Origin of the sequence: Clostridium sp. AF34-13 (assembly GCF_003477845.1) — a bacterium.
GTDB lineage: Bacteria > Bacillota > Clostridia > Lachnospirales > Lachnospiraceae > Butyribacter > Butyribacter intestini.
The window spans coordinates 136,343-160,500 of sequence record NZ_QUEB01000002.1 but is presented as its reverse complement, the minus strand read 5'-3'; the positions used below and the strand labels follow the sequence as shown (position 1 = coordinate 160,500).

The window sequence follows — 24,158 nt, the reverse complement described above, 5'->3', positions numbered from 1 at the left end:
AATGGAAGATATGAATGATGTACAGAATATAGAAACTGCAAGTGATGGCAAGCAGTATATAGTAGTTAGGATAGGAACAGAGCAGTATGGTATAGATATAAAATATGTTGACAACATTGTAAGGAATCAGCGTATTACAAGAATTCCAAAGGCTCAGCCTTACTTTAAAGGTGTTATTAACCTTCGTGGTGAAATCATACCGGTTATGAGTCTTAGATTAAAATTTGGACTTGAACCAGATGAATACACTAACACAACACGCATAATCATAATAAAGCTTGAACCTCAATCTGCTATTGGAATTATTGTTGATGAGGTAAAGGAAGTTGTGACATTAAGTGAAGATTCAATAGAGAAGCCAACCGTTTCAGATGCATCAGATTCTATGGTGCAGTATCTTAGTGGAATAGGAAAGCATGGAGATGGATTGATTTCTTTGCTTAATATTGCATCAGTAATAATTGAAAAAGAGATTATTTAAAATCGCAGAGGTGAAATTAAGTGCAGGAAAACAATAATAATTCAGAGGGAAAAGAAATTGAATTTGATGTTCTCACTGAAATTGGAAATATTGGAGCGGGCAATGCAACAACAGCATTGTCCCAGCTCATAAACGCTCGTATTGATATGCGTGTCCCAAAAGTGGATTTGCTTGGTTTTTCAGAGCTGGCGGAGATTGTTGGCGGAGCAGAAACACTGGTTGCAGGTATATTATTGTCTTTAGAAGGTGATGTAGACGGAATGATGCTGTTTGTGCTGGAAAGTTCTGCTGCACATCTTCTTGTAGACCAGTTGATGGGGTGTGTTTCAGGTGAAAACAAGGGAGATTTTTCAGAGATGGAACAGTCGGCTCTGATGGAAATCGGCAACATTATTGCAGGAGCATATTTATCATCAATTTCAGAATTAACAAATATGAAAATAACATCTTCGGTTCCTTATCTTGCAGTGGATATGGCAGGGGCAATCCTTAGTGTCCCGGCTATTGAATTTGGAAAACTTGGAGATAAAGCGTTATTAATAGAATCGAAGTTTAAGGATTTGGATGTAGATATCAGTGGTTATTTCATATTAATACCTACATTAGAATCATATGGACGAATTTTGACATCGTTAGGGTTATAGGTGATGGATAATGGCAAAAATGGTTAAGGTTGGAATGGCAGATTTAAATATATGTCATTCACCAGATGCAATAACAACATTGGGATTAGGTTCATGTGTTGGTGTTGCTTTATATGACAAAAACACAAAAACAGCCGGGTTAGTGCATGTTATGCTTCCTGACAGTACGAAAGTCAGACAAAATCAGAATAGGGCAAAGTTTGCAGATACAGGAATTGATTATCTGATAGAATTGTTAGAAAAGGAAGGTGCAAAAAAATCTTCACTTACTGCTAAAATTGCAGGAGGTGCACAGATGTTTGCGTTTAGTTCCAGTAATGATATGCTTAGAGTAGGTGAAAGAAATGTGGAGGCTGTTAAGGATAAATTAAAAAAATTAGGCATTCGCATACTTGCTGAGGATACAGGTTTAAATTATGGTCGTACGGTAGAATTTTATCCGGAGACAGGAGATTTTATAATTAAGTCTGTCGGAAAACTCGTAAAGACTATTTAATGGGGGGATTATCTTGTGAAAACAGAGATTATACCAAAAGTTATAACACTGCTTGCAGGTGCTATGGTATCAATAGTCTGTATTATAAACGGTGTGGATGTAACGCGCTCGTTAGAATTTTTACTGGCTACGCTTATTATTTTTTATATAGTAGGTTGTCTTGTGAAAAGAATGATACAGAATATACTTATCAGCAATAGTGTTTTAAGAAAAAAGATTGACAAACAGGCAGAAGAAGATATTGATGAGGAGAAAAAAGAAGATTCTCCTTCAGAAGGTAATAAAGAGTCTGAATCTGACAATGAAGATCAGAATAAATAATAAGGACTCTGGACAGCAGTGGAAGGAAAATATCTATGGATGAAAAAGGCAAGACAGCTTTGTGGGAAGAATACTCACAGACTAAAGATCCTAAGATTAGAGAAAAACTTATATTGCAATATTCCGAACTTGTAAAAATTGTTGCCGGTCGTCTTGTTATGTATCTTGGTTATACAGTTGAATATGATGATCTGGTAGGTTATGGAATATTTGGTTTGATTGATGCTATTGACAAATTTGAACTTACAAAGGGTGTTAAATTTGAGACATATGCGAGTCTTAGGATAAGAGGAGCTATACTTGATCAGATAAGAAAGATGGATTGGATTCCGAGAACTCTCAGACAGAAACAAAAGAAACTTGAGCAGGCTATGCATGAGTTTGAAGTAGAGTTTGGAAGGGCTGCAACCAGCGAAGAATTATCAAAAAAAATGGATATATCAGTAGAAGAGTTAAAGGGGCTTGTAAATCAGACACAGATAGCAAGTCTTGTTTCGCTTGATGAATATCTTGAACAGGGAAGCGATATATCACCAGAAGGAAATAACAAGTCATGTTTTGAAAGTCCGGAACAGGTTATAGACCGTCAGGAACTTAAAAGAACATTGACGGAGGCTATAGAAGCATTAAATGACAATGAACAGAAAGTAATTGCGTTTTATTATTTTGAAGAACTGACACTAAAAGAGATTAGTAAAGTTCTTGGTGTGTCAGAGTCAAGGGTTTCTCAGCTTCATACAAAAGCACTTAAAAAAATGAGAGAAAAAATTGGAAAAGAAAATATGGGTATTTTCAGTATATTGAATATATAAGCACAGGCATGTTGAGTTTGTGCTTATATGTGTATATAGAAGTTATCGTATATATAAAGCGATTTATCGAGAGGAGTAGGCTGATGAGGAGAAATGCATTTTTTCAGATTATACAAAAAAAAGATGGGATGTATCTTAAATCATATCCGGAAGTTGAAGGCGGAAAAAAGCTTACAATGGAGGATATACTTGATTATATAGACAAAAAAAATCTAAGAGATATAGAAACAGGAAATGTAAAACAATTTGTAGAAAAGGCGAATGCAGACGAAACAGGAAGTGTAGAAGTTAAAGTTTTAGAAGGAAATCATCTTCCTGAGAAAGAATTTGCAATTATTTCTACGGACAAAAATGGATTTTATGCAAAAATCAGGTTATATCCGCCATCCGACAAAGGGGCAAGACTTTCGGTTTCAGAATTGAAAAATCTGATAGAGCAGCGTGGAATCAAATCTGGTTTTATTGACAAAAATATTGAAATGGCATTAAGAGCCAGACTATATTGTACGGATATACTTATTGCCAAGGCTAAGATGCCGGTAGATGGAAAAAGTGCAGAGATAATATATGAATTTGATGCTGACAAAACATCAAAACCGGCGATGAGTGAGGATGGAAGTGTAGATTTTCATAAGCTTGACATGATAGAAAAAGTACAGGAGGGACAGTTACTTGCTACTCTTGTTCCGATTGATTATGGTACACCGGGAGAGGATGTTTACGGAAATATCATAAGACCTAAAAAAGTCAGAAATAAGAGACTAAGACATGGGAAAAATATACATTTATCGGAAGATGGTCTTAAGATGTATTCGGATGTTTCAGGTAATGTAACGCTTGTTGAGGACAGAGTTTTTGTATCAGATACATATGTTATAGAGGGTGATGTAGGTCCTTCAACCGGAGATGTAGACTATGATGGTGCAGTAGAGGTTAAAGGAAATGTTATTACCGGATATACTGTCAAGGCAGCCGGAGATATTACAGTGGAAGGTGCAGTAGAGGGAGCGACACTTATTTCAGAAGGGAAGATAGTCCTGAAAAGAGGTATGCAGGGCATGGGAAAAGGAGTTATGGAAGCAAAAGGTGATGTTATTTCAAACTTCATTGAAAGTGCAACTGTTAAAGCCGGAGGAGCTGTTTACACAGATGCCATAATGCACAGTAAGATTGATGCAAACAGTGACATTATAGTAAGTGGTAAAAGAGGATTGATAGCAGGTGGAAGTGTTGCAACTACGACAAGGATTGAGACAAAAATTGCAGGCTCTACAATGGGGACACCGACAGAATTAGAGGTTGGTCTGGACACAACTTTAGGTGAAAGATATCGTATTATAGAAAAACATATCGACCAATTGATGGATGAAAAAGAGTCGATAGTAAAAAATCTCGCATTGCTGCAAAAGCGATTAAAGACACAGGGAAAACTTCCGGCAGATAAGATGAAATTTATAAAAGAGGGTACAGAGAGAATCAAAGTCATTGACAATACTGTTGAGGAGGAGACAGAAGAATATGAAAAAATTGATGAGGAGATGCGAAGAACCTCTGACGGAGGAAAGATAAGAGTAGAAAGTATTGCATATCCCGGAGTTAAGATAGTAATATCAAACATGACATCATTTATACATACAGAGACGCAGCATTGCACTTTTGTCAGAGAAGGTGCAGATATAAGAATAAAACCTTACTAAAAAAGAAATTTTATAAAGCTGAAAGGGGTGATTTCAATGTCATTGACGGTAGATTATATAACAATGCCACCAAAATCGCAGGAAATTTCACAGATTCAACAGTCGGAGCATATAAAACAGGATGTTGAGAATCAGCAGACGGCGGCAATGTTTGAACAGACTGTGCAGAAAGAAACAAAAACTGCAATAGCGAGACGAAATGTTAATAATGACGAATTAAAGAATGATGAAGAGGGTGGAGGAAAAGGAAAATACGGGAAGAATAGCAACGGAAAAAATAAAAAATCTTCCGAAAAAGACAAGGTTAAAAATCTTAACCCGACAGAGGGTGGATTATTTGATATAAAGATATGATAAAGAAATGAGGATAAAAGTAAAATGATCGCAATAGAAATAATAATGCTCATAATTGGTATAGCAGCAGTTATTGCAAGTTTTCGTCTGTCAGATGAAAAGGAAACAGATAATACAAAGAGTAATATAGATGCAGAAGAACTCGAAGAAAAGATAAAGGATGCCGTTAAAGAAACAGAAGACTACATCATAACGAAAGCAGATGAAAAATTCAGTCAGATTTCAAATGACAAGATAATGGGATTTAATGAGTATTCAAAAGAGGTTTTTGATAAAATAGAAAAAAATCATGAAGAAACTGTTTTCTTATACAATATGCTGACGGAAAAGGAAAAAGAGATACAGAAGCTTGTTCACAGCGTAGATACAACAAATGCAGGTCTTCGTGATGAAGCAGCTAAGACATATCAGGAAGTAAAGAAACAGTTGTCGGATGTTGACAGTGCCATTAGGCAGATTGAGGTTGAAAATGTAAGGAATACAGGTGAAGATGAGAAATCAAATGAGGCATTTTCATCAGTGCTTGATGATGATGAAGCAAAGGCAATAGCTGAGATTACCGAGACATCGGACGGAGGATATTCTGAAGAAGAAAATACTTATTATGACGGAAATAAAAGAAATGATAATTCTTCAAATTCAAATAGTGAGATTATTGCATTGTATAAAAAAGGAATAAGTATATTGGAAATATCAAAGATGCTTTCAATCGGACAGGGAGAGGTAAAACTTGTTGTAGACCTATATAACGCAAGATAATGTCAGATTATTCTGGCTGCACCGTGGGGGGAACAGTAATAAATGGCGGTTGTATAGTTATAGTGTATGTGGACGGCTGCGATAGATTGACAGGTAATGAAATGGAGAGATAAAATGGATAAAAAATCATTTATAAGAGGTTTTGGAACAGGAGTTTTGTTTGTTGCTGTTATCCTTGGAATATCATGTCTTATACGGACATCTGATTCGGCAGTTATATCAAGAGCGAGAAAGCTTGGTATGACTTTTAGCACGAGCGGCAATAAAAGTGTATTAGATACAAAAGTACCGGCAACAGGTTCCTCAGTATCAGGTGGAAATGACAGCAAGTCAAGTAGCGAAGATGCAGATAAGCAGGATAACAATATTAAAAATACACCAAAAGCATCATCTAAGGCTTCAAAAAAGAGCAGTGATACAGACAAGTTTAAAAGTGAAAAGAAAAAGTTAGAGCAGGATATGGAAAATGAAAAGAAAAATCTGACAATAAATAGCGGAGACTGGGCAAAGAAAGTCGCAGATAAACTTGAAAAAGAAGGAGTTATAGACGATTCAGATAAGTTTGTCGATTATATGAAAGACAATGATTATGCCGGAAAGATAAGGGCTGGCGAGTATCAGTTTGAAGAGGATGAGGATTTTAGTGAGATAGCCAAGATGATAACTAAACAGAAAAAGTCAGGCAGCAAAAAATAGTGTGAATATAAATATTTTTGTTTTTGCCGCAGTGCAGTAAAAATGGAGGAATCAGGATGAAGTTCAGACCGTGTATAGATATTCATAACGGATGTGTAAAGCAGATAGTTGGAGGTTCGCTGACTGACAACGAAAATCAGGCAAAAAATAATTTTGTCTCTGAAAAAAAAGCGGATTTTTATGCCAATATGTATAAGAAAGATGGATTTAAAGGCGGGCATATAATTATATTAAACCCGGCAGGAAGTACATATTATAATGAAGATATAGAACAGGCAAAACTTGCATTGGCAGCATATCCTGGAGGAATGCAGATAGGCGGTGGAGTAAATACTGATAATGCAGAAAAATATCTGGATATGGGAGCCTCCCATGTTATCGTGACATCTTATGTATTTAGAGATGGTATTATAGACTATGACAGATTGAAAAATCTATCTCATTTAGTGGGAAAAGAAAGACTTGTACTGGATCTTAGCTGCCGTTCTGATGGCAATGATTATTATGTAGTCACTGACAGATGGCAGAAGATGACAAAAGAAAAATTTGATAGCGAACTTCTAGAGAAACTTGGAAGTTATTGTGATGAGTTTCTTGTTCATGCTGTTGATGTCGAAGGAAAATCATCGGGTATTGAAAAAAATGTTGTAGAAACACTTGGAAAACTCGAGGACAAAGCTGTGACATATGCAGGTGGAATACATTCAATGAAAGATATTTCATTTATCAGGGAAAAGGGAAATGGCAGGGTTGATTTTACAATAGGAAGTGCACTTGATCTCTTTGGCGGAAAAATAAAATATGCAAATCTTAAGATGTGCAATGTGTAAGAAATGGCGTAACAATTTTGTAATAAATTTTAAATGCGAAATATCAAAATAAATATAAACAAAATAAAGAGTGTAAAAATTGTCGAAAAATGACAAAATTTACACTCTTTTTTAATGCAAAAACATACAGAATATACAATAACTATTAGGGGATAATAGGTGTGGATTTAAAATTTTGTGTTAGGGGGGTTGCATTTTTTAAAATCTGTGTTATAATTGTTACATAATTGTTAAGCAAAGGTTTAAAAAATATTGCATTGCATTAAAGCAATTATAACATTTAGGAGGTTATATTTTATGAGATTCAAGAAAGTCGCTGTGATGGTCATGGCAGTATCATTATTTATGACATCATTCACAGCCGGTTCTTCATATGCATCAGCCAATGAGACAGCAGATACCCAGATTGAGGGCATGATACTCAAATCTGAAAATGTAAATATAGAAGAAACTACTGTAGTTCAGTCTGTTGCAACATCTTCAAGTATATCAGACAAATCAGATACAAAGGCTTCAAATAAAAAGACAACAAAGGCTAAAAAAACAACTAAGAAAAGGAAAAAGAAAAAATATTCAAAAGCTGATTTAAGACTTATGGCAAGCATAATTAACTGTGAGGCAGGTTCAGAGCCTTATCAGGGAAAAGTTGCAGTTGGTATCGTAGTAATGAACAGAGTAAGTTCAAAGTCATTTCCAAACAGCATAAAAGGTGTTATTTATCAGAAAGGACAGTTTTCGCCGGTAAGAAATGGTTCGCTTAAAAAAAGATTAAAACAGTATGATGCAAAAAGAACAGGTTCAAAGCAGTGGAAAAGCTGTATAAGTGCTGCAAAAAGAGTTTTACAGGGACAGAAAACTATCCTTTACAGAGGAAAGACAAAGAATATGAAAAGTTTTCATTTCTTCAGTGTATATCTTGCAGGTGCCAGAATGAAACTTGGTGGTCATAAATTTAAATAATATATTAAGAATACAAAAGACATGTCAAGATATTGATATGTCTTTTTTGAAAGTATAGGAAATATTACCGTTAAAAAGTGAAAAATAAAAAATACTTTAATATTTGTAAATTTTATGTTAGAATATAGGACAGTATTTTGTTATCGCTGCACGATAATGTGAGAGGTAACAGTATTTTAAATATAAGATATAAGATCGAAGGAGGAGACACAGTTGAGTAGTCCGGTTGATATTAAGGAAAATTCAGAGGAAAAGAAGGAGACAGTATCTCGTAATTTTATTGAAAACATAATAGATAAAGATATTGAGGAGGGACGCTGCAAAAAGGTAGTAACAAGATTTCCACCTGAACCAAATGGTTATCTTCACATTGGACACGCAAAGTCTATTATTTTAAATTCAGGCCTTGCAAAAGAATATGGCGGACAGTTTAATCTGCGTTTTGATGATACAAACCCTACAAAAGAAAAATCAGAATTTGTTGATTCAATTCTCGAAGATGTTAAATGGATCTGCGGAGATCTTGATATGGAGCATGTTTTTTATGCATCAGATTATTTTGATATGATGTATGAATGTGCCGTAAAACTTATCAAGAAAGGAAAGGCGTATGTATGTGATCTTTCAGCAGATGAGATAAGAGAGTATCGTGGAACATTAAAGGAGCCGGGAAAGAACAGCCCATATAGAGACAGAACGGTTGAAGAAAACCTTGATCTTTTTGAGAGAATGAAAAACGGTGAATTTGAGGATGGAAGCAAGGTACTTCGTGCGAAGATAGATATGAGTTCGCCTAATATAAACATGAGAGATCCCGTAATCTACCGTGTTGCAAGAATGAGTCATCACAGAACAGGTGACAAGTGGTGCATTTATCCTATGTACGATTTCGCACATCCTATTGAAGATACGGTTGAGGGAGTTACACATTCTATATGTACACTTGAGTTTGAAGATCACAGACCTTTGTATGACTGGGTAGTAAATGAGATCGACATGGAAAACAAGCCAAGACAGATTGAGTTTGCAAAATTATACCTTACAAATGTTGTGACAGGTAAGCGTTATATAAAGAAGCTTGTTGAAGATGGAATAGTTGACGGATGGGATGATCCAAGACTTGTATCTATAGCAGCACTTAAGAGGCGTGGATTTACACCGGAGTCAATAAGAATGTTCATTGAGCTTTCGGGAATATCAAAGGCACAGAGTTCATCTGATTATGCGATGCTTGAGTATTGTATAAGAGAGGACTTAAAGATGAAAAGACCTCGTATGATGGCAGTGCTCGATCCTGTAAAACTTGTTATTACAAATTATCCTGAAAATGAAATAGAGTATCTCGATGTGTCAAACAATCAGGAAAATCCTGAGATGGGCAGCAGAAAGGTTCCATTTGGCAGAGTTTTATATATTGATAGAGAAGATTTTAAGATTGAACCGCCTAGAAAGTATTTCAGACTGTATCCAGGCAATGAAGTCCGTCTTATGAATGCATATTTCGTGACTTGTACGGATTATGTGACTGATGAAGACGGAAATGTCACGGAAGTACATTGTACTTATGACCCGGAGACAAAGAGTGGTTCAGGGTTTAATGCAAGAAAAGTTAAGGGTACGATTCACTGGGTTTGTGCTGAAACGGCAGAAAAATGCGAGATAAGGCTGTATGAGAATATTGTAGATGAGGAAAAAGGGGTGTATAATGAAGATGGTTCGATTAATGTTAATCCAAATTCATTGACAGTTCTTGATGATTGTTATGTAGAGCCTGCTCTTGCAGAAGCAGAAGCACTTGACAGTTTCCAGTTTGTAAGACATGGTTATTTCTGTGTTGATTCAAAAGATTCAACAAAAGAGCATATGGTATTTAATCGTATTGTTTCATTAAAAAGTTCATACAAACCAAAGTAAGGGGGATTTATCATGGGATTATTTTCCGGATTAGAGAAAATGGGACTTGGAAAGCTTGACAAGCTTGAAGTATTTGAAGAAGATTCCAAGAAAAATGCTGCAAAGCCGGGGCAGCCGGGTACAGCAGCTACACAAAAACATAAGGTGACAGAAGAAGATCTGCTGTTTGATAAATCATATACATGTCCGGTATGTGACAATGAATTTCATTCAAAAATGATAAGAACCGGAAAGGTTAAGCTTTTATCTGCGGATACTGATCTCAGACCTAAATATCAGCTTGTAGATTCGCTTAAATATGATGCACTTGTGTGTCCTGAGTGCGGATATGCATCATTAAGCCGTTTCTTTAAATTTATGATGCCGGCACAGGCGAAACTTATTCGTGAAAATATAAGTAAAAATTTCAGCGGACTTCCGAAAACGGGAAGTACATACACATATGATGATGCGATACTTCGTCATCAGCTTGCTCTTGCAAATGCGATAGTGAAAAAGGCAAAGAACAGTGAGAAAGCATATACCTGTCTTAAAATGGCATGGCTCTACAGAGGAAAAGCAGAGACTCTTCCAAAAGAGACAAAGGACTATGATAAGACTATAAAAGAGCTTAAAAAAGAGGAAACAGAACTTCTTTCTAAGGCTTATGATGGATTTATGACAGCATTTTCAAGAGAGTCATTCCCTATGTGCGGTATGGATGAAATGACGGTTACTTTCCTTGTTGCCGAGCTTGCAAGAAGAACGGGCAAATATGAAGAATCAGGAAGATGGATATCAAAAGTGCTCACTTCACGCAGTGCAAATGAGAGAATTAAAAATAAGGCAAGAGATATTAAGGAACTTCTTAACGAAGACAAGAAGAAAGCTGGTATCAGCTAAATGATAAAAGAGACAGGATTTTAAATTCTGTCTCTTTGTTGTTCTGATGATTTTTTATTCTGTGTGGCTGTTTTAGTTTGTTTTTCGTTTATAGCATAAAAGATTTTAAAACAGATTGTTAATGGTATATTTTTAAATAGTCTATTCTATGAAAAGTCCATTTGTTTTTAATATACTTCTTTGAATGGCATCTTTGGAATTTTTCCAGGGCTCATTTTCATTTTTATAGTCAAATTTATCGATAAACCATTCGAGCTCATCTGTCACACGCTTAAAATTATTTATGTATATATCATTTAAGTCTGATATAAAATTATTTAAAGCTGAAGAATTTAATGTTTTTTTGGCATATTCATATAGCATACCATAATGTTTTGTGCAAAAGCCTTTAGATTCATTAAATTTCTTTTTGAAATCATCATCATGTGTGTAGCAGTGGATGACTGTCTTTATATATCTGTCAAATACATTTTCTATACGGTTACATATATAGCATGAATTTTCAATTTCTTTAATATAATCAATAAGCGGTGATTTTTCTTTTTTGCCAAACAGACTTTTTTTGGAAGAATCGCATGATTTTGCCATTTTCTCAATATGTTCACCGGTATGTTTCATATGTGTATGCAGCATAAGAGCGATACCAAGACGGTTTTGTCTGTCGTAGAGTTGTTTTATGTGTTTTGTGCAAAATCCGGTTTTGTTTGTCTCCATTCGTATGTCGTCTTCCATATAGCTTGGTCCTAACATAAAATCAATTGATTCCTGTTCGAGATTGTCATATATCTTGCAGAGAGGACATTCACATGGTTGGTTAAATGCATCATTGACAGGTATAGTATAAAGCTGTTCTTTCATTGTGACCTCCATAGGTGCCTGATTTAATTGTGTTTCTTAAAAAATTATATTATATATAGGTTCGGCTGTCAAAAAACATTATTGTACCGATTATTTTCTTTATGACTGTTTTGACGCAGATATAGGTAAATTTTAAATGTGGAAAGTTAAAAAATTTGAAAATAAATATAAAAAATTTAAAAGTGAGTAAAAAAGAGAAAAAAAGAGAAAATATGAGAATTATGGGAAAATAAGCTGTTTTTTCATAATGAATAATATTGCAGAATATCATTAAATGAAATATATTAAAGCTATGGTTAGCACTCAGAGTAAGTGAGTGCTAGTAAACTAAGAAGCGTAAGGAGGATATAGACATGAAATTATCACCATTAGGAGACAAAGTTGTATTAAAACAGTTAGAAGCAGAAGAGACAACAGCATCAGGTATCGTATTACCGGGAAATGCCCAGGAAAAGCCACAGCAGGCAGAAGTAATTGCCGTTGGTCCGGGAGGAGTTGTTGACGGTAAAGAAGTTAAGATGCAGGTTAGTGTAGGAGATAAGGTTATCTATTCTAAATATGCAGGTACAGAAGTTAAACTCGGAGATGAGGAGTTTATCGTAGTTCGTCAGAATGACATTGTAGCAATCGTAGAGGATTAAGGTTAATATATTTTATTAAAAAATATCAGTTATAAGATATAATCTTATTTCAAATAAAAAGATTTAAAACAATAGAATTTGACACAATAAAATTAAAATGATTTATAGAAATCAAATATAGCAGATTAGGAGGCTTTTAATAATGGCAAAGGAAATTAAATTCGGTGCAGACGCAAGAGCAGCTCTTGAGAGTGGTGTAAATAAACTTGCAGATACAGTAAAGGTTACACTTGGACCTAAAGGAAGAAATGTAGTATTGGATAAATCATTTGGTGCTCCGCTTATCACAAATGATGGTGTTACTATCGCAAAAGATATTGAACTTGAAGATGGATTTGAGAACATGGGTGCTCAGCTTGTAAAAGAAGTTGCAACAAAGACAAATGATGTTGCAGGTGATGGTACAACAACAGCTACAGTTCTCGCTCAGGCAATGGTAAATGAGGGAATGAAAAACCTTGCAGCAGGTGCAAATCCTATCATTTTAAGAAAAGGAATGAAGCAGGCTTGTGACTGTGCAGTTGATGCTATTGCAAGCATGAGCTCAAAAGTAACAGGAAAAGACCAGATTGCCAAAGTAGCAGCAATCTCAGCAGGTGATGAAGCAGTCGGAGAAATGGTTGCAGATGCAATGGAAAAAGTTTCAAATGACGGTGTTATCACTATCGAAGAGTCAAAGACTATGAAAACAGAACTTGACCTCGTTGAAGGTATGCAGTTTGACAGAGGTTATGTTTCAGCATATATGGCAACAGATATGGATAAGATGGAAGCAAACCTTGACAATCCATACATCCTTATTACAGACAAGAAGATTTCTAACATTCAGGAAATCCTCCCATTACTTGAGCAGATTGTACAGAGCGGTGCTAAATTACTTATCATCGCTGAGGATGTTGAGGGTGAAGCTCTTACAACACTCGTTATCAACAAACTTAGAGGTACATTCAATGTCGTAGCCGTAAAAGCTCCGGGATATGGTGACAGAAGAAAGGCTATGCTTGAGGATATTGCAATCCTTACAGGCGGTACTGTTATCTCTGAGGAAGTCGGACTTGAGCTTAAAGATACAACTATCGAGCAGCTTGGTCGTGCTAAATCTGTTAAGGTTCAGAAAGAGAACACTGTTATCGTTGACGGTGCAGGTGACAAGGATGCTATCGCAGGAAGAATTGCCCAGATAAGAGCACAGATGGAAGAGACAACATCTGATTTCGATAAGGAAAAACTTCAGGAAAGACTTGCAAAACTTGCAGGAGGAGTTGCAGTTGTCCGTGTCGGAGCTGCTACAGAGACAGAGATGCAGGAAGCAAAACTTCGTATGGAAGATGCTCTTGCAGCAACAAAGGCAGCAGTAGAAGAGGGAATCATCTCAGGTGGTGGTTCAGCTTATATTCATGCTTCAAAAGAAGTTGCAAAACTTGCAGCTACACTTGAGGGTGATGAAAAGACAGGTGCAAATATTATCCTTAAAGCACTCGAAGCACCTTTATCAACTATCGCACATAATGCAGGTCTTGAAGGTGCAGTTATCATCAACAAGGTTCGTGAGTCTGAGGTAGGAACAGGATTTAACATCCTTAAAGAAGAATATACAGATATGGTGGCAGCAGGAATCGTTGATCCTGCAAAGGTTACAAGAAGTGCACTTCAGAATGCTACAAGCGTTGCATCAACACTTCTTACAACAGAGTCAGTAGTATCTACCATCAAGGAAGATGCACCAGCAGCTATGCCGGCAGGTGGGGCACCAATGGGAATGATGTAATAAATAATACAGACCATATTATTAAATTTAAGACAGAGGGTTTCAGATATGAAGCCCTCTGTTGATTTTTAGTCAGATGAAATCCTGGAAATTCAGGTTACTTTTATGCTGTGACAGTTGGTTTTAATCGTGTATGTGGACGATGAAAACGAAAACTCTGTCTTGAAAATAAAAAGTGTATGCATTATAATAAACTTTGCACAAATAAATATATGTTTTAGGATGGATTTTGACAATGAAAGAAAGAATTGGTTATGTTGATGCGGCTAAAGGGTTGGGAATGTTGCTGATAATGTTAGGACACATCACTAAGTATGATAATCCTGTTGATTTATGGATGTCATCATTTAAGGTAGTTATTTTTTATATTATGTCCGGCTTTCTGATGAGTTACACGGGATCTGTCAAAAAGAGAAGTTTTGGTGTGTTCATGAAAAAAACACTCACAAGTCTTGCCATACCTTATGTAACCTTTAGTATTCTTGGTATTATGTTCAAGGTTGGTTGTATTTATGTGAAAGAAAAGCCAATAAAAAAGATTACGAAAGTATTTTGGGAATATCTTTGGGACAGTGTGTTTTTAGCAGGTATAAATTCAATGTGGTTTTTGCCGACTATTTTTTTCGGAGAGATTATATTTTTCTTTTTAATAAGAAGCCACATTGCAATAAAGCTTTTGTATTCAGTTGCAGGTTTGTATGCGATAACAGCTACAAACAATATTATTGACAGTTTTGTGCTTCGTGCAGATGGAAAGATTACACAGACAAGCATAGATAATATTTCGGCTTTGCTTAGTGCCATCGGAAAAGGATTTATGGCGGCATGGTTTATCGGAGCAGGATATGTTATATATAAATACTATCGCAAGATAAAAAGTGACGGCTTGAAATTAGTGGCTGGTATTACATTTTCCATTGTAAATGTGATATTGTCACAGATGAATCCACATGTAGATATCCATATGCTTGAAGAGGGAGACAAACCTGCATTGTTTTATATATGCGGCATTGTCGGGTCCATTGGTGTCATAATGATACTTGATTTTCTGTCAAAAAGAATTAGTTTGTCAGGTCTTGATTTCTGGGGAAAAAATTCGCTTGCCGTCATGTGTACGCATACTGTTTTCGGACTGCGTTCGGTAGCGTATTTTGGATGGGAAAAGGTTACTTTTCTTCCTGATGTAGGAAATCACAAATATGTTGGTCAATGTATTATCATACTGGCTATTCTTATGATGATAGAGTATAGTCTGGTGTTGATAATAAATTCAAAATTCTGGTTCTTACTTGGAAAGAAGAAGAGTCAGATAGTTTCATGATAAAGAGAGGAAATATAAAATATGGAAGAATTATATTCAGAAACTTATTTAAAAGCTAAGCCGTCACCGAAAAGAACGGCATTAAGGTTTGGGCTGATTTTCTTATGTCTTTTTTTGGTAGCGTTTGATCTTATGGTTTTAAAAAGCTTATATCTTCTGATATTTGTTTTTATTGTTGATGCCATGATAATTTATTTTCTGCCAAAGAAAAATGTTGCATATGAATATGTTTTTGTCGATGGTCAGATAGACTTTGATTTTATAATCAATGGTGAGAGAAGAAAACATAAAAAGAGAATTGATATGGAGAAAATAGAACTTATTGCACCTGAAGATGCACCTGTTTTATACAATTCAAGAAATCTTCCGATGGAAGATTATTCTTCAAGAATGTCCGATGACAAGCATTACATCGCAGTTGTACTTGGGGACAAAGGAAAAGAGAGGATAAGATTTACTCCTGATGAAAAAATGCTTGAGCTTATGAAGCTTAAGGGAAGAAGTAAGGTACAGGAGGCATAGGTAAAATCAGTGTTGACAAGCTTAAAAACATTGTTATATACTAATACAATACACTATTTACGAATTTAATAAGGAGGATATTAAGATGGGTAAGATTATTGGTGAAGGCATTACATTTGATGATGTTTTATTGGTGCCGCATTATTCAGAGGTAATTCCAAATCAGGTTTCTTTAGCAACCAATCTGACTAAATCAATTAAGCTCAACATACCTATGATGAGCGCAGGAATGGATACTGTTACAGAGTATCGTATGGCAATTGCAATGGCAAGACAGGGTGGTATAGGAATCATCCACAAAAATATGTCAATTGAGGCACAGGCTGATGAGGTAGACAAGGTTAAGCGTTCAGAGAACGGTGTTATCACAGACCCATTTTATTTATCACCGGAGCATACTTTAGAAGATGCAAACAATCTTATGGCTAAGTTTCATATTTCTGGTGTGCCTATTACAGAGGGAAAAAAACTTGTCGGTATAATCACAAACAGAGATTTGAAATTTGAGACTGATTTTTCTAAGAAGATTAAGGAGTCTATGACTTCAGAAGGACTTATTACTGCACAGGTTGGAATTACTCTTGAGGAAGCAAAGAAGATTCTTGCAAAATCAAGAAAAGAAAAACTTCCTATAGTAGATAAGGATGGAAATCTTGCAGGTCTTATCACAATAAAAGATATTGAGAAACAGATACAGTATCCTTTAGCTGCAAAAGATTCCCAGGGCAGACTTTTATGTGGTGCGGCAGTCGGAGTTACTGCAAATATTCTTGACAGAGTTGCAGCACTTGTTGAAAAACATGTTGACTGTATCGTTATTGATACTGCACATGGTCACAGTGCAAATGTATTAAAGGTTATAAAGATGGTTCGTGATGCATATCCTGACCTTCAGATAATCGCAGGAAATGTAGCAACAGGAGCAGCTACAGAGGCTCTTATAAAAGCTGGTGTAGATTGTGTCAAGATTGGTATCGGACCGGGTTCTATCTGTACAACACGTGTTGTTGCAGGTATCGGTGTGCCACAGATAACAGCTATCATGGATGCATATGAAGTTGCTAAAAAATATGATATTCCTATTATCGCTGACGGTGGTATCAAATATTCGGGAGATATGACAAAGGCTATCGCAGCAGGTGCAAGTGTCTGCATGATGGGTAGCATCTTTGCAGGTTGTGATGAAAGTCCGGGAACATTTGAACTTTATCAGGGACGTAAATACAAAGTATATCGTGGTATGGGTTCTATCGCAGCTATGGAAAATGGAAGTAAAGACCGTTATTTCCAGACAGGTGCAAAGAAGCTTGTTCCTGAAGGTGTAGAGGGACGAGTTGCATATAAAGGAACGGTAGAAGATACTGTATTCCAGCTTATGGGAGGGCTCCGCTCAGGTATGGGATATTGTGGAGCACCTGATATCAAGACATTACAGGAGACAGGAGAGTTTGTAAAGATTAGTTCAGCATCCCTTAAAGAGAGTCATCCACATGATATACATATTACAAAGGAAGCTCCAAACTACAGCGTAGGAGATAACTAGGAAATATGAAAAAACTTTCAAAAGCGAAGCGGCGTCGTAGAATGAAAGTATTGCGTGTTTCGGTTTTGGCAGCAGTTATATCTGTTTTAGTTGTTGGGGGCATATTGGCTGTCAAATCAGAGTTTTTAAAAGAGAGAAGCTCTGATGTATCAAAAACCAACTTGAGCAGTATAAAAGTGCCAAGACCAAAGATAAATGTGAGATTACTTACGGAAAATATAAATTCAAGACCAGGAATTGCTTTAAGAAGAGTGAGAGGTATTGTTATTCACTATACAGCAAATCCGGGAACTGATGCGATGGCAAACAGAAATTATTTTGAGAGCAGGAAAAATGAGGAAGACAGCAGCAAAAACAAAGTGAGCAGTCATTTTATTATCGGACTTCATGGACAGATTATACAATGTATTCCTTTAAATGAAATTTCTTATGCTTCAAATAATAGAAACTCTGATACCATATCGATTGAGTGCTGCCATCCGGACAAAACCGGTAAGTTTTCCATGGAAACTTATAAGTCACTGATAAAACTTACAGGCTGGCTTTGTACGCGGTACGATGTCAGTAAAAGTAATGTGATAAGACATTATGATGTGACTGGTAAGCTTTGCCCGCTCTATTATGTCAAGCATAAGACTAAATGGAGAGATTTAAAAAATGATATTTGGTCTTACATAATGAGATATAAAGGAAAGGCTCAGTAAGAAAGTATAGATATAAAAATATAAGGGAAATACCGTTGATGAGGTATTTCCCTTTTTAGGTTTAAAGCTGTAATTCTATATTTCGGTTTATTGGTTTATATGGGGTAAATTTTACTCCAGCGGAGTTCATCATCCTTTTTGCTGCGATAACGGAAGGAGTGTCAGAATATTTGTCTGACATATATATAACTTCCTTTATACCTGACTGAATGAGAGCTTTCGTACATTCATTACACGGAAAGAGTGTAGTATAAATCGTGGCATTCTTTAAGTTTGTACCGGTATAGTTTAATAATGCGTTAAGCTCAGCATGACAGACATAAAGATATTTGGCATCAAGTTCATTGTCAGAGGTGCGTTCCCACGGATATTCATCGTCAGAACAGCCCATAGGCATCCCGTTATAGCCGACGGATAAGATTTTATTATCTTCACTGACAATACAGGCACCCACGCTTGTATGTGGATCCTTACTCCTTTCAGCAGAGAGGAGAGCAATGCCCATAAAATATTCATCCCATTTTAAATAATTTTCTTTTTTCATCGTTTGTCTCCTGTATTTTATATTATAAAAAGGTCAAAACCAGCGTTTTGCAACCAAGAATTGCTTTACAATTCTCGTTGGCTTCACGCTGCATTAAGAGTATTTTCCTATATATCAAAAAAGAGTTGCCCACACCATTGGCAACTCTTTAAATTTTAAATAGATTACGCGATTTTATTTACAGCAACTGTAATACGAGAAATCTTTCTTGAAGCTGTTTTCTTGTGGAAAACACCTTTGCTTGCAGCTCTATTGATTTCAGAGATTGCTGTTGTTAAAGCCTTAGAAGCAGCGTCTTTATCTCCTGCTGCGATAGCAGCATCAACACTTTTGATAGCTGTCTTAACTTTAGACTTGATTGCTTTATTTCTCTCTGCATTTCTGCGATCAACTAAAATTCTTTTCTTTGCTGATTTAATGTTAGCCATTCCTTACACCTCCCAATTGTGAAATCTTTTGTTTCATCAAACCGGACACGGTCGCTTTGAAGTAAACATACTCATTTATCATAGTGATTTTTAAGGTGTTTGTCAAGTGGTTTTTGAGAGTTTTTTATAATTTTTTTGGCGAACGGACGCCGAAGCAAAGGATTTTCATGCTACGCTCAGGGACGCTTTCGCTCGGAGAACCGTGTAGCAGTACATAGGCAGATAAAATACATCTGCCAAGTACCGACACGGTTCTACGCCCTTCGGTCAGTATGACAATCTTTTGCTTCGGCTGTGAGTTTGGTGTGGTGGAAAATTTGTTTGTATTTGTAATTGTATATTTATATTTTTTTTGGAGAAGTTAAAAGGTGTGGTTATTTTAGATATATTAATGGAAAAATTTATTTTTATGAGTAATCGTGTGATTGAAAAACATCGTTATCTTCGCAATCAACACAGCTTATATTTGGGAGGAAATTATGCTTAGCAGAGTGACAGATTTGGCTCTTGAAGTCAGGGAGAGTTTTCCGGATGATAATGTAGAGATTCCAGGAGTTAAGATAATAAAGAGAGATACCGGCATTTCAGGAATTTCTATGACGGAGGTTGAAATTAAGGATGAACATGGCATGAAAGCGATGGGAAAGCCGGTAGGAAAATATATTACTCTTGAATTTTCAGATAGAGAGTGGGAAAAAAGTGACGAGACAGGGCTTGAAAAAGTTTTGGCAGGGATTGTGGAAAGCATTATTGTTGAAAAAGTAAGTAAGAACAGAAAAGTGGCAGGGAGTGTATTGGGTGAAGGTGATGAGAATATAAATATAAAGAAGAATAAAAAAAACGAAAATCGGGAAAATCAGAAGAAAAATAAAGAAGATGAAGATAATGATAGGATAAAGAAAGGCAAAACAGGAGAAAATGAAGAGTGTGATAAATCAAATAAAAAAAGAATATATGAAGAGAATAGTGAAATAAAAATAGATAATATAACAGTAAGCAGAGATAAAGCAGATAAAAGAATAATGATAGCTGGGCTTGGCAACAGATATGCGACGCCTGATATGCTCGGTAATAAAGTTGTGGAGTATATAGATATAGTCCCTGAAAAAATATGTGCCATAGCACCGGGAGTGTTGTCGCAGACAGGAATGGAGACTTGCGACATAATAAGAAATATTGTGTGCAAAGGGGATTTTGACTGCATTATAGTGATAGATTCACTCTGCTCAACACATACTGAAAGGCTGTGTCATACAATTCAGGTGACGGATACGGGAATATCACCAGGTGCGGGGGTTGGAAATAGGCGAAAAGAGATAAACGGGGATGTCATGGGAATTCCGGTGATTGCGATAGGTGTGCCGACAGTTGTATCAATGGCTACGGTTGCATATGACTGTATAGAGGAGACGCTTCTTAAGCAGGGATTTTCTCAGGAGGAAACTGACATATTTTTAAATGGAATGTCAAATGACAAATACAGCGGTCTGTTTGTGACACCTAAAGATATTGACGAGCAGATATTTTTTATCGGAAAAGCAATAGCCGGCGGACTAAATATGGCTTTGCAGAAATAAAATCATATAAATAAAATCTTCTGCATATTTTGTTCTTAGAAGATATATAGTTACTTTTACATCGTAACTGTGAGTAGTAATATTTAAAATATGTAATAACGGCAATAGCTGTTGTGTAAAGGCATAATGTGCTCTCGAAATTCTTCATTCAGAAGATTTCGGGGTACATTATATAAAAATGGATGCCGTGACACATCGGCAGTGGGGATTTGCTGTTGGAAAGAGTAGGACATGGTATATGAAAAATACAAGGAAATTTGTTGCTGTTGCTGTTGTTATCATATGGCTGTCAAGTTTTTTTATAGTCAGGCTGGAGAAATTAAATATTGCGGATAAATTAAAAAAAATGACTGCAAATATACTCGTGGATTTTGGATATTCAAATTCCACAACAATAAGTATGGCAAAAAACGGAAGTGAGGTTCCACTTTGGCTTAAGTTTATAACAGGAACAAATTCGGGAGTTACATATATAGTTGAAAATGGAAACAGATTTCAGAGTGTTAGTGAGAAAAATGCTGAAAAAACGGCAATGACATGGGCGGGAAAAAACAGTCGTAAAAATACATGGAGCGGAATGTCAGGAGAATTATACAGACAGGCTTGTCAGGAAGAAAATGAAGATTTAGAGCTTGCAAAAAAAGAAAATGAAGCGGCAAAAAAAGAGGAAAAACTAAAAGGTGACAGTGAAAAGATAAAACAGAAGGATATAGTGATAAGTCATAACAGCAGGGCTGCATTAAAGGCAAACATAAGTAAAATAAATACGCTGAAAAAAGGACTTAACAGGAATTACCTTTTAAAAAATTTTTATATAACAGATTCGACAACTTCCATTGATGATAAGATTTTTAATGTAAAAAAACTCTTGTCGGCAGACCTTAGAATAAAAAAGAACAGAAGAAAGCCGCAGATACTTATATTTCATACTCATGGAGGTTCAGAAGCATTTCGTGACAGCAAGAGCGGAGTCGTCAGCCAGTCGATTGTCGGAGTCGGTACAACACTTACATATTATCTGAAAAAACAAGGTTACAATGTGATACATGATACAACCAGATATGACATAATAAATGGCAGGATAGACAGAAACAGGGCTTATAATAATGCGGCTAATCAGGTAAAGAGGACATTGCAAAAATATCCGTCAGTACAAGTGGTGATAGATCTGCACAGGGACGGAGTAGGAAACAAGGTGCACAGAACAACCGTGATAAACGGTAAGAGGACAGCACAGATTATGCTTTTTAACGGATTATCAAGAAATCGCCGTGGAAATATAGGGTATCTTTATAATCCAAATCTTCAATACAATCTTGCATTTAGTTTACAGTTAAAATTAAAGTGCATGGAAAATTATACTGATTTTGCAAAGCCGGTCTATCTTAAAGGCTATCGCTATAACCTGCATCTTAGAAAAAGGTCGCTCCTTATAGAACTTGGAAATGAAAACAATACATTACAGGAGGCAAAAAATGCCATGCCGCATCTTGCAGGAGTGATAGGTCAGGTGCTTGGCGGCAGGTAAGCTGCTGCAGGGGTATTAGCTTTACATTACCATACTTCAATGTTAAAATGAAGCTACTAAATAAGGGACTGGATAAGTGAAAAATAAACAGGAGGGTGCATATGGCAAAGGTTATAAGTATAGGAAATCAAAGTTTTGAGTCAATACGGGAAAAAGATAACTTTTATGTAGATAAGACAAATTTTATAAAAGAGTGGTGGGACAATGACGATATAGTTACACTTATAACACGCCCACGCCGTTTTGGAAAAACATTAAACATGAGTATGCTTGAATGTTTTTTCTCAAACAAATATAAGGACAGAGGGGATTTATTCGAGGGTCTTGAAATATGGAACGATGAAAAGTATCGCAAATTGCAGGGGACATATCCGGTGATGTTTTTAAGTTTTGCCAAGATAAAACAGAATACTTATAAGAGTGCTGTAAAGCAGATAAAAAACGAGCTTATAAATTTATATAATGTATTTGATTATATAATGAAAAGTGATTTGTATAATGAAAATGAAAGGCTGCAATACAAATCTGTTCGAGTGGGGATGGATGATGAGACAGCTCAAGAGGCTTTAAATAATCTTTCTCACTATCTCAGCCGTTATTATGGCAAAAAAGTAATCATACTTCTTGATGAGTATGACACACCTATGCAGGAGGCTTATGTAAACGGGTACTGGGAAGAACTTGTAGCTTTTACAAGAAGCTTTTTTAATTCAACATTTAAGACAAATCCATATCTCGAAAGAGCGATAATGACAGGTATAACGAGGGTATCGAAAGAAAGCATATTTTCTGATTTGAATAATCTTGAAGTAGTTACGACATTATCACCAAAATATGAGACTTCATTTGGATTTACTGAAAAAGAGGTGTTTAACGCACTTGATGAACAGGGGCTGCCAGATGAAAAAGAAATTGTGAAAACATGGTATGATGGCTTTAAATTTGGAGAAAAAAGTGATATTTATAATCCGTGGTCGATAATTAATTATCTGGATAAAAAGAAAATCGCATTGTATTGGGCAGAGTCAAGTTCAAATGGACTTATAAACAGTCTTGTTCAAAAAGGAAGCTCATATATAAAAACAATGGTAGAAAATCTTATCAGGGGTGAAAAAATAAATGTCGTTATAGATGAACAGATAGTATTCTCTGAACTTGATTATTCAGAAGATGCTGTGTGGAGTCTTATGCTTGCGAGCGGCTATTTGAAAGTTGTTTCGTCAGAAGAGTTGAATCTGATAAGAGAAAGCGATAATGAATATGAACTTGCATTGACAAACCGTGAGATATTGTTTATGTTCAGAAAAATGATACTCAGATGGTTCAGTCCCGCAAAGCATGAAACAAATGAGTTTATAAGAGCACTCATAAGTGGTGATATAGAAAGTATGAATGAGTACATGAATGATGTAGCATTGAATACATTTAGTTCATTTGACTCAGGAAAACATAATTCAGAAAGAAAAGCTCCAGAAAATTTTTACCACGGATTTGTACTAGGACTTATAGTAGACCAGACAGAAAACTACATCATTACCTCAAACCGTGAGAGCGGCTACGGTCGATATGACATAATGCTTGAACCAATAGACAAAACAAATGAAAAACTGCCGGGCATCGTAATAGAATTTAAAGTGATAAATCATAGAAAAGAAAACTCACTTGAAGAAACGGTAAAAGCGGCATTAAAGCAGATAGAAGAAAAAAACTATAATGCAGAGCTTGTTAAACGAGGAGTGAAAGAAGAAAACATTCATCACTATGGTTTTGCGTTTAGAGGTAAAGAGGTGTTGATAGATGGACGGTAGATATTTTCGGAACCGAAAATATCGTAAGAAAAAGTTTCGTGTGAGGATTTTGGCAATTTAGGATGCGAAG

Annotated in this window: 25 protein-coding genes; 22 read left to right on the top strand and 3 right to left on the bottom strand. The window is 35.9% G+C overall.

Annotated elements, in window-relative coordinates:
• The first annotated feature begins 1 nt into the window (after position 1).
• The 13 genes from DWZ63_RS02585 to DWZ63_RS02525 all read left to right on the top strand — a co-directional run bounded on the left by DWZ63_RS02585 (position 2) and on the right by DWZ63_RS02525 (position 10,846).
• Entirely contained in the window at positions 2-481 is a 480-nt protein-coding gene (locus tag DWZ63_RS02585; protein ID WP_055942516.1) for a chemotaxis protein CheW, read from the top strand.
• Between the two features lie 20 nt (positions 482-501).
• The gene (locus tag DWZ63_RS02580; protein ID WP_022014303.1) at positions 502-1,125 is read left to right on the top strand and encodes a chemotaxis protein CheC; all 624 of its coding nucleotides are present in this window, start codon (positions 502-504) and stop codon (positions 1,123-1,125) included.
• Positions 1,126-1,135: 10 nt separating this feature from the next.
• The gene (locus tag DWZ63_RS02575; RefSeq protein ID WP_055942513.1) at positions 1,136-1,621 is read left to right on the top strand and encodes a chemotaxis protein CheD; all 486 of its coding nucleotides are present in this window, start codon (positions 1,136-1,138) and stop codon (positions 1,619-1,621) included.
• A gap of 15 nt (positions 1,622-1,636) precedes the next feature.
• Complete coding sequence (locus DWZ63_RS02570) at positions 1,637-1,942, top strand: hypothetical protein (RefSeq protein WP_118498607.1); 306 nt, start codon at positions 1,637-1,639, stop codon at positions 1,940-1,942.
• A 35-nt stretch (positions 1,943-1,977) separates the two neighbouring features.
• Positions 1,978-2,754: a FliA/WhiG family RNA polymerase sigma factor gene (locus DWZ63_RS02565; protein WP_022014306.1), complete on the top strand. Its 777-nt coding sequence runs from the start codon at positions 1,978-1,980 to the stop codon at positions 2,752-2,754.
• Between the two features lie 83 nt (positions 2,755-2,837).
• Entirely contained in the window at positions 2,838-4,451 is a 1,614-nt protein-coding gene (locus DWZ63_RS02560; RefSeq protein WP_055942509.1) for a FapA family protein, read from the top strand.
• A gap of 36 nt (positions 4,452-4,487) precedes the next feature.
• Complete coding sequence (locus DWZ63_RS02555; protein WP_022014308.1) at positions 4,488-4,805, top strand: hypothetical protein; 318 nt, start codon at positions 4,488-4,490, stop codon at positions 4,803-4,805.
• Positions 4,806-4,829: 24 nt separating this feature from the next.
• On the top strand, positions 4,830-5,564 hold the full coding sequence (locus tag DWZ63_RS02550; protein WP_055942506.1) for a DUF6115 domain-containing protein: 735 nt from the start codon (positions 4,830-4,832) through the stop codon (positions 5,562-5,564).
• Positions 5,565-5,678: 114 nt separating this feature from the next.
• Positions 5,679-6,260, top strand: coding sequence for an endolytic transglycosylase MltG (locus DWZ63_RS02545; RefSeq protein ID WP_055942503.1), 582 nt, complete (start codon positions 5,679-5,681; stop codon positions 6,258-6,260).
• Between the two features lie 56 nt (positions 6,261-6,316).
• Positions 6,317-7,090 carry a phosphoribosylformimino-5-aminoimidazole carboxamide ribotide isomerase gene (gene hisA, locus DWZ63_RS02540; RefSeq protein ID WP_055942500.1) on the top strand — a complete coding sequence of 258 codons (774 nt, stop codon included), beginning with the start codon at positions 6,317-6,319 and terminating at the stop codon, positions 7,088-7,090.
• A gap of 297 nt (positions 7,091-7,387) precedes the next feature.
• On the top strand, positions 7,388-8,050 hold the full coding sequence (locus DWZ63_RS02535; RefSeq protein ID WP_118498605.1) for a cell wall hydrolase: 663 nt from the start codon (positions 7,388-7,390) through the stop codon (positions 8,048-8,050).
• Between the two features lie 213 nt (positions 8,051-8,263).
• Positions 8,264-9,964, top strand: a complete 1,701-nt coding sequence (locus DWZ63_RS02530) for a glutamine--tRNA ligase/YqeY domain fusion protein (protein WP_243020461.1) — start codon at positions 8,264-8,266, stop codon at positions 9,962-9,964.
• 12 nt (positions 9,965-9,976) lie between these two features.
• Complete coding sequence (locus DWZ63_RS02525) at positions 9,977-10,846, top strand: DUF2225 domain-containing protein (RefSeq protein ID WP_243020460.1); 870 nt, start codon at positions 9,977-9,979, stop codon at positions 10,844-10,846.
• Positions 10,847-10,987: 141 nt separating this feature from the next.
• Here the strand turns inward: DWZ63_RS02525 and DWZ63_RS02520 are convergent, their stop codons facing one another.
• The gene (locus DWZ63_RS02520; protein ID WP_118498601.1) at positions 10,988-11,704 is read right to left on the bottom strand and encodes a DUF6062 family protein; all 717 of its coding nucleotides are present in this window, start codon (positions 11,702-11,704) and stop codon (positions 10,988-10,990) included.
• A gap of 353 nt (positions 11,705-12,057) precedes the next feature.
• Here DWZ63_RS02520 and DWZ63_RS02515 point away from each other — a divergent pair, with 353 nt between their 5' ends.
• From DWZ63_RS02515 to DWZ63_RS02490, 6 genes are all read left to right on the top strand, one after another.
• Complete coding sequence (locus DWZ63_RS02515) at positions 12,058-12,345, top strand: co-chaperone GroES (protein WP_055942497.1); 288 nt, start codon at positions 12,058-12,060, stop codon at positions 12,343-12,345.
• Positions 12,346-12,487: 142 nt separating this feature from the next.
• The gene (gene groL / locus DWZ63_RS02510) at positions 12,488-14,113 is read left to right on the top strand and encodes a chaperonin GroEL (protein WP_055942493.1); all 1,626 of its coding nucleotides are present in this window, start codon (positions 12,488-12,490) and stop codon (positions 14,111-14,113) included.
• A 235-nt stretch (positions 14,114-14,348) separates the two neighbouring features.
• Positions 14,349-15,434 (top strand): acyltransferase family protein, encoded by a 1,086-nt coding sequence (locus tag DWZ63_RS02505; RefSeq protein WP_118498599.1) that lies wholly within the window; start codon positions 14,349-14,351, stop codon positions 15,432-15,434.
• A gap of 21 nt (positions 15,435-15,455) precedes the next feature.
• The gene (locus DWZ63_RS02500; protein ID WP_118498597.1) at positions 15,456-15,956 is read left to right on the top strand and encodes a hypothetical protein; all 501 of its coding nucleotides are present in this window, start codon (positions 15,456-15,458) and stop codon (positions 15,954-15,956) included.
• Positions 15,957-16,041: 85 nt separating this feature from the next.
• Positions 16,042-17,499 (top strand): IMP dehydrogenase, encoded by a 1,458-nt coding sequence (guaB, locus tag DWZ63_RS02495; RefSeq protein ID WP_055942482.1) that lies wholly within the window; start codon positions 16,042-16,044, stop codon positions 17,497-17,499.
• A 5-nt stretch (positions 17,500-17,504) separates the two neighbouring features.
• Entirely contained in the window at positions 17,505-18,203 is a 699-nt protein-coding gene (locus DWZ63_RS02490) for a peptidoglycan recognition family protein (RefSeq protein ID WP_118498595.1), read from the top strand.
• A gap of 61 nt (positions 18,204-18,264) precedes the next feature.
• Here the strand turns inward: DWZ63_RS02490 and DWZ63_RS02485 are convergent, their stop codons facing one another.
• The gene (locus DWZ63_RS02485) at positions 18,265-18,747 is read right to left on the bottom strand and encodes a dCMP deaminase family protein (protein ID WP_055942476.1); all 483 of its coding nucleotides are present in this window, start codon (positions 18,745-18,747) and stop codon (positions 18,265-18,267) included.
• 164 nt (positions 18,748-18,911) lie between these two features.
• Positions 18,912-19,175, bottom strand: a complete 264-nt coding sequence (gene rpsT / locus DWZ63_RS02480) for a 30S ribosomal protein S20 (protein WP_118498593.1) — start codon at positions 19,173-19,175, stop codon at positions 18,912-18,914.
• Between the two features lie 479 nt (positions 19,176-19,654).
• Here rpsT and gpr point away from each other — a divergent pair, with 479 nt between their 5' ends.
• The 3 genes from gpr to DWZ63_RS02465 all read left to right on the top strand — a co-directional run bounded on the left by gpr (position 19,655) and on the right by DWZ63_RS02465 (position 24,088).
• Positions 19,655-20,752 carry a GPR endopeptidase gene (gene gpr, locus DWZ63_RS02475; protein ID WP_118498591.1) on the top strand — a complete coding sequence of 366 codons (1,098 nt, stop codon included), beginning with the start codon at positions 19,655-19,657 and terminating at the stop codon, positions 20,750-20,752.
• 238 nt (positions 20,753-20,990) lie between these two features.
• Entirely contained in the window at positions 20,991-22,280 is a 1,290-nt protein-coding gene (locus DWZ63_RS02470; RefSeq protein WP_182431425.1) for a stage II sporulation protein P, read from the top strand.
• Positions 22,281-22,381: 101 nt separating this feature from the next.
• Positions 22,382-24,088, top strand: a complete 1,707-nt coding sequence (locus tag DWZ63_RS02465) for an AAA family ATPase (RefSeq protein WP_118498587.1) — start codon at positions 22,382-22,384, stop codon at positions 24,086-24,088.
• Positions 24,089-24,158: the final 70 nt, after the last annotated feature.

What these genes read in the sequence shown, in the direction of transcription:
- DWZ63_RS02525 (WP_243020460.1), top strand. Translation starts at nt 9,977, where the DNA reads ATGGGATTATTTTCCGGATTAGAGAAAATGGGACTTGGAAAGCTTGAC.
- rpsT (WP_118498593.1), bottom strand. Translation starts at nt 19,175, where the DNA reads ATGGCTAACATTAAATCAGCAAAGAAAAGAATTTTAGTTGATCGCAGA.
- hisA (WP_055942500.1), top strand. Translation starts at nt 6,317, where the DNA reads ATGAAGTTCAGACCGTGTATAGATATTCATAACGGATGTGTAAAGCAG.
- DWZ63_RS02545 (WP_055942503.1), top strand. Translation starts at nt 5,679, where the DNA reads ATGGATAAAAAATCATTTATAAGAGGTTTTGGAACAGGAGTTTTGTTT.
- DWZ63_RS02565 (WP_022014306.1), top strand. Translation starts at nt 1,978, where the DNA reads ATGGATGAAAAAGGCAAGACAGCTTTGTGGGAAGAATACTCACAGACT.
- guaB (WP_055942482.1), top strand. Translation starts at nt 16,042, where the DNA reads ATGGGTAAGATTATTGGTGAAGGCATTACATTTGATGATGTTTTATTG.
- DWZ63_RS02490 (WP_118498595.1), top strand. Translation starts at nt 17,505, where the DNA reads ATGAAAAAACTTTCAAAAGCGAAGCGGCGTCGTAGAATGAAAGTATTG.
- DWZ63_RS02535 (WP_118498605.1), top strand. Translation starts at nt 7,388, where the DNA reads ATGAGATTCAAGAAAGTCGCTGTGATGGTCATGGCAGTATCATTATTT.
- DWZ63_RS02465 (WP_118498587.1), top strand. Translation starts at nt 22,382, where the DNA reads ATGGCAAAGGTTATAAGTATAGGAAATCAAAGTTTTGAGTCAATACGG.
- DWZ63_RS02585 (WP_055942516.1), top strand. Translation starts at nt 2, where the DNA reads ATGGAAGATATGAATGATGTACAGAATATAGAAACTGCAAGTGATGGC.
- DWZ63_RS02470 (WP_182431425.1), top strand. Translation starts at nt 20,991, where the DNA reads ATGAAAAATACAAGGAAATTTGTTGCTGTTGCTGTTGTTATCATATGG.
- DWZ63_RS02520 (WP_118498601.1), bottom strand. Translation starts at nt 11,704, where the DNA reads ATGAAAGAACAGCTTTATACTATACCTGTCAATGATGCATTTAACCAA.
- DWZ63_RS02515 (WP_055942497.1), top strand. Translation starts at nt 12,058, where the DNA reads ATGAAATTATCACCATTAGGAGACAAAGTTGTATTAAAACAGTTAGAA.
- DWZ63_RS02550 (WP_055942506.1), top strand. Translation starts at nt 4,830, where the DNA reads ATGATCGCAATAGAAATAATAATGCTCATAATTGGTATAGCAGCAGTT.
- DWZ63_RS02575 (WP_055942513.1), top strand. Translation starts at nt 1,136, where the DNA reads ATGGCAAAAATGGTTAAGGTTGGAATGGCAGATTTAAATATATGTCAT.
- DWZ63_RS02500 (WP_118498597.1), top strand. Translation starts at nt 15,456, where the DNA reads ATGGAAGAATTATATTCAGAAACTTATTTAAAAGCTAAGCCGTCACCG.
- DWZ63_RS02505 (WP_118498599.1), top strand. Translation starts at nt 14,349, where the DNA reads ATGAAAGAAAGAATTGGTTATGTTGATGCGGCTAAAGGGTTGGGAATG.
- DWZ63_RS02485 (WP_055942476.1), bottom strand. Translation starts at nt 18,747, where the DNA reads ATGAAAAAAGAAAATTATTTAAAATGGGATGAATATTTTATGGGCATT.
- DWZ63_RS02555 (WP_022014308.1), top strand. Translation starts at nt 4,488, where the DNA reads ATGTCATTGACGGTAGATTATATAACAATGCCACCAAAATCGCAGGAA.
- groL (WP_055942493.1), top strand. Translation starts at nt 12,488, where the DNA reads ATGGCAAAGGAAATTAAATTCGGTGCAGACGCAAGAGCAGCTCTTGAG.
- gpr (WP_118498591.1), top strand. Translation starts at nt 19,655, where the DNA reads ATGCTTAGCAGAGTGACAGATTTGGCTCTTGAAGTCAGGGAGAGTTTT.
- DWZ63_RS02560 (WP_055942509.1), top strand. Translation starts at nt 2,838, where the DNA reads ATGAGGAGAAATGCATTTTTTCAGATTATACAAAAAAAAGATGGGATG.